The organism is Escherichia sp. KTE114 (assembly GCF_000407765.1).
GTDB classification, from domain to species: Bacteria; Pseudomonadota; Gammaproteobacteria; order Enterobacterales; family Enterobacteriaceae; genus Escherichia; species Escherichia ruysiae.
Genome location: NZ_KE136623.1, coordinates 1 through 4,332 on the forward strand (window position 1 = coordinate 1; position 4,332 = coordinate 4,332).

Consider the following 4,332-nt stretch of genomic DNA (forward strand, 5'->3'; position numbering starts at 1 on the left):
AATCTCCTGCCCTGCTGGGCTATTGTGAGAGGGGCCATTCCCCTTTCGATGAAATAATAATACGACTTTTAAGTCGTATTTGCAAGTTTTCTCCCGTTTTTTTACTCGATAAGTGATTGTTATCACGTTTTTTAATCCGCGTAAGCGGATGGAAGGGGCGAACGAAAATACCAGGGCAGCACAGGAGCCACATCGCCCCGAAGCGCGGCGCAGCCGCTGACGAACGTACCAGGGTGCACAGGCCATCCCTTCACCCTGCAAAGCCCAACTGACCAGCAGGCCATGATTATGCTGATTTGCGCCGCAGAATGCCGCAGTTAGCGCGAGCGCCAGCGAGTTTACCCCGCCCTGGTGCATTGCAGCATGGCGGGGCGCTGTACTGCGCGTGTGAGCGTCAGCGAACTACGGGCGCAACTCCAGGTACTAATATAAAACCATCACAGGTCATTTTATTTTGACTCCCTTTTGCAGAGCACGTATTCAGGATGTTCTCCTGCAAGTAACAAAAGAAACTCAAACTCAACCAGTGACAGACTTTGACTGTTTTGAGTATTAACTTCCTCTTTTTTCTGCCAGGTTCTTAGCCCAACACCATAAATATGACTGCATTCCTTTTGTGTTAATCCTGCTTTTAAACGTAATTTTTTTACATTTTCAGGTGTATTATCGGGTTTCATTTAACATAAACTCCTTAATTAAATTCTTAACTGGCGTCTCATCGTCTTCCCTTAATCCGGCACACGTAAAATCAATATGTTGTAATTCATTCTCATTCAGTACGGCATCATACAATGTAATTTTCGTAGTTTTGTTCCCGATTTTAACATTTGTTCTGGCTTTTATCCTTTTTGTAAGCCTGTAATTGTCACCTTCTTTTTCAAGAAAATAAGTCACATCACCTTTATTTTTTCTCATAACTGTTTCAAATACCCTGTAATTTTAACAAGTTGATCTATACTCAAGCCCCGAATCTGTAAATCATAACTGTCGCCCTGTTCGGTGACTTTACCGTTCAATCCGTTTTCAGCTTTAAAGCCTGTCAATGCCCCATACCAGCTTTCAAGCTGGACAAGTTGCGATAACATACCTTTCAGGATCAGAATTTCGTCCTTTTTTTCCACCTGGTGTTTCTCATACTCAATCGCCTGTAACACCTCCTGCGAAGCATTTACCAGAATTTTTCGCTCGATATCGGCTGCAATATCAACGGGATTCCGTTTTCTGGATAACGTGCAAACATGATGCGGACTACGCCAGGAGCGACTATCCACACTCCCCACAACAGAAAACCGGTCTTTTTCCATCCGAATATGCACAGAGTAATTTTTAAACTGCGGTGACGTCAGTTTTATACGAGACGAACAATCATCAAGTTTGTTCACGCGCCAGCCGTTCCCCAGGATACGGCAGACAACTTCAAAGACAGGGTGATATTGTTCAAAAAAAGAGTTCATCTGTTTCCCTTTTTGCTACGTAGCTGCTGTTCCCGTCTTTTTGGGTTCGATGCCCCAAAAGACGGGCTGGCTATAATATCGGGGGCTTCTCGCCCCCGTTCTGGTTACGCTCTGGTTTCCACGCGTTGCCACCCTGTCGCCCTGCGCTGTCCGGTTGTACCGTATTTTGCGCGGATTTCTTCTATCGTGTGTTCTTCACGATTCCAGTAACTTTTATGTTCGTCTGGACGATAAAACCATTGTTTTTTCTTTGCCGCCCATTTACACCCGATTTCTTTTAAAGTTTCCTTATGTGTAATGGTTTCTCCACTAATCCAGACCCAGTTACCTATCACTTCAAATACCAGACCAGATAAACCAGAAAGAACGTTTAATACTTTTTCCAGGTCATCACCGTAATTATATCGTGCATGTTCATCAGTGCTCTGGAACTGATTTATTTTATCAATATTTGCCATCAATACATCAAAAGCTGCATTTACCGCTTTCATCAGTTCAGCCCCTAACGGGTTACGATCTGGATGATATTTTAAAGCGGCTTTTCTGTATGCTGCTTTGATATCTTTTTCAGTTAATTCGCCGGATAATCCAAAAACGTTTAATGCTTCCTGGATATTCATTTTTTTAATCTCCTGCCCTGCTGGGCTATTGTGAGAGGGGCCATTCCCCTTTCGATGAAATAATAATACGACTTTTAAGTCGTATTTGCAAGTTTTCTCCCGTTTTTTTACTCGATAAGTGATTGTTATCACGTTTTTTAATCCGCGTAAGCGGATGGAAGGGGCGAACGAAAATACCAGGGCAGCACAGGAGCCACATCGCCCCGAAGCGCGGCGCAGCCGCTGACGAACGTACCAGGGTGCACAGGCCATCCCTTCACCCTGCAAAGCCCAACTGACCAGCAGGCCATGATTATGCTGATTTGCGCCGCAGAATGCCGCAGTTAGCGCGAGCGCCAGCGAGTTTACCCCGCCCTGGTGCATTGCAGCATGGCGGGGCGCTGTACTGCGCGTGTGAGCGTCAGCGAACTACGGGCGCAACGCGCCAGAATCTGCTCTATGTTAATGCTAATGTATGCATACATTAGCATTAACACACGCATCTATCACATCGTCTTTAAATGTGTATTAATACACACCGTTAAACTATTGCCAGTACGCAATTGTACGATTTGCCGATTAAATACCGGTGAACGTCGGGCGGGATAACTGCGGTTTTGATGGCATGGAAATTCCCCCGCTTAGGGGGAACTGGAGAGATTAGTGGCTGGATTTACTGAGAGTGAACTGTAATCCGGCTACCGATGTAAGTTGTGCAAGCGTTGTGATGGTCGGGTTACCGTTGGGGGATAATGCGCGGTAAATACTCTGACGGGCAAGGCCAGATTTCCTGGCAGCTTCGGAAATCCCCCCTCGCGCCTCGATTACCTGACGTAGCGCAACAAGAAAACCACCTAAACCACCAGGCTCGTTTATTTCTTCCAGGGCATTAGCAAGATAAGCGTTTGCATAATCAGGATCTGCGCGCAATTCTTCAATCATGGCGGCATTGTGATCAACGGATGCCGGATAATCATTTTTCTGCGACTTCACATTTTTGGTGGCTGTCATTTTTTTGACCTCTTTTTAAAATCTTGCAGATAACTAACGGCTTTATCTAAATCGGCTGTCTGAGTTTTTTTATTCCCTCCAATGAGCAGAAGAATTATTTCGCCATCTTCGATTGAATAATAAACCCTGTAACCAGGACCGTAATCAACCCGTAATTCCCATACACCGTCCCTTTCGAATTTATGATCTCCAAAATTTCCGCCCATAGCGCGGGCAATTCTGGAATCCACCTTTAACGCTGCGGTCTGGTCTTTACGTCTTAATTTTTTCATCCAGTCGGTGTACGGAACCTCACCGTTTTCTGTCTGATATCGTTTCGCCGTGTAAGGCATCTTGCCGCCCTCATTCCCTTAACCTGTGTACATTGTCTCTTATAAGTGACACTAGATCAAGAAAAATGTCTCTTTAAAGTGACAAACCTTAGCTTTCTGGAAGGTTCTGTAACGCATTCTGAGCATTTTTTCCGTTTCATTGTACTTAGCCCTAGTCTTAACAGCGTTTAACGCCTCTCAACGCTTTTTAGCAGCCTTGTTGCTGTGATCTGTTGTCATGATCCGGATAGTAGTTAAATCTTGATCAAAATTTCTTCAAGGCAACGTGTGTTTTGTGAATACCCCTTAAAACGCGCTGTATCGCGTTTTAAGCGATTTTTTCATTTCGCATGGTTTTCCTCATGGTTGTATCGAACGAAGCGGCAGAGCGCGATTCAGGGCTTCTTAGTGGAAGATCCAAAAAGGATCAAATAACGGATCATATGATCTGAATCTCTCTGGTTTTGAGAAAGGAGATACCGCTCGCCGCAGCCGAACGGCAGGAGCGTAGCGACTGAGTGAGCGAGGAAGCGGAATTTTTGCGATGTGACATTAGGATCAGTACGCACGAATATTATATTTATTTCAATAAGTTAAAGTTAACGAGGGACAAATTTATGGTCTTGAAAATTGAGATTCATAAGGCATCAAATATTTTTTTGATGATTTTAAGTTATTGAAAGTTATGAGTTTTAATGATTGATGATGTTTGTTTTAGCTTGCGGGTAATAATCATCGGGGGACAGATTTATGGTAAGGAACCATCATCGTTGCTGGTTTCGTTGAGTTATCCACAGTTCCTGAATATTCGCACGCATTAAAAGCCTTATCTTTTCTTGTTTTTCTTAAAAACTTAAAAACTTAGAGTAGCTCTAATTTATTGATTTTAAGCGTGTTTTTTGTCTAAACATGAGAGCTTCCTCGGTTAAACATGATAACTTCCTCGGTTAAACATGA

General features: G+C 43.8%; 6 protein-coding genes. All 6 read right to left on the minus strand.

All coding sequences use genetic code 11. From position 1 onward, the window contains the following. Nucleotides 1-449: 449 nt before the first annotated feature. The 6 genes from WC5_RS20860 to WC5_RS20835 all read right to left on the minus strand — a co-directional run bounded on the left by WC5_RS20860 (nucleotide 450) and on the right by WC5_RS20835 (nucleotide 3,396). Nucleotides 450-677: a helix-turn-helix domain-containing protein gene (locus WC5_RS20860; protein ID WP_000801440.1), complete on the minus strand. Its 228-nt coding sequence runs from the start codon at nucleotides 675-677 to the stop codon at nucleotides 450-452. After that, the gene (locus WC5_RS20855) at nucleotides 664-915 is read right to left on the minus strand and encodes a hypothetical protein (RefSeq protein ID WP_001230707.1); all 252 of its coding nucleotides are present in this window, start codon (nucleotides 913-915) and stop codon (nucleotides 664-666) included. Before WC5_RS20855 ends, WC5_RS20860 begins: the two co-directional genes overlap by 14 nt. Then, a complete protein-coding gene (locus WC5_RS20850) occupies nucleotides 912-1,454 on the minus strand; it encodes a hypothetical protein (RefSeq protein ID WP_001083906.1) in 543 nt (180 codons plus the stop codon). The genes WC5_RS20855 and WC5_RS20850 overlap by 4 nt, the downstream gene beginning before the upstream one ends. 104 nt (nucleotides 1,455-1,558) lie before the next feature. Further along, nucleotides 1,559-2,074, minus strand: a complete 516-nt coding sequence (locus WC5_RS25135) for a J domain-containing protein (protein WP_001025395.1) — start codon at nucleotides 2,072-2,074, stop codon at nucleotides 1,559-1,561. Nucleotides 2,075-2,713: 639 nt separating this feature from the next. Next, entirely contained in the window at nucleotides 2,714-3,064 is a 351-nt protein-coding gene (locus tag WC5_RS20840) for a helix-turn-helix domain-containing transcriptional regulator (protein WP_000127482.1), read from the minus strand. Beyond that, a complete protein-coding gene (locus WC5_RS20835; RefSeq protein WP_001147119.1) occupies nucleotides 3,061-3,396 on the minus strand; it encodes a type II toxin-antitoxin system RelE/ParE family toxin in 336 nt (111 codons plus the stop codon). The genes WC5_RS20840 and WC5_RS20835 overlap by 4 nt, the downstream gene beginning before the upstream one ends. Nucleotides 3,397-4,332 lie beyond the last annotated feature (936 nt).

Bases quoted from the DNA above. Each gene is read 5' to 3' on its own strand.
- WC5_RS20860 (WP_000801440.1), bottom strand. From the start codon at position 677: ATGAAACCCGATAATACACCTGAAAATGTAAAAAAATTACGTTTAAAA.
- WC5_RS20855 (WP_001230707.1), bottom strand. From the start codon at position 915: ATGAGAAAAAATAAAGGTGATGTGACTTATTTTCTTGAAAAAGAAGGT.
- WC5_RS20850 (WP_001083906.1), bottom strand. From the start codon at position 1,454: ATGAACTCTTTTTTTGAACAATATCACCCTGTCTTTGAAGTTGTCTGC.
- WC5_RS25135 (WP_001025395.1), bottom strand. From the start codon at position 2,074: ATGAATATCCAGGAAGCATTAAACGTTTTTGGATTATCCGGCGAATTA.
- WC5_RS20840 (WP_000127482.1), bottom strand. From the start codon at position 3,064: ATGACAGCCACCAAAAATGTGAAGTCGCAGAAAAATGATTATCCGGCA.
- WC5_RS20835 (WP_001147119.1), bottom strand. From the start codon at position 3,396: ATGCCTTACACGGCGAAACGATATCAGACAGAAAACGGTGAGGTTCCG.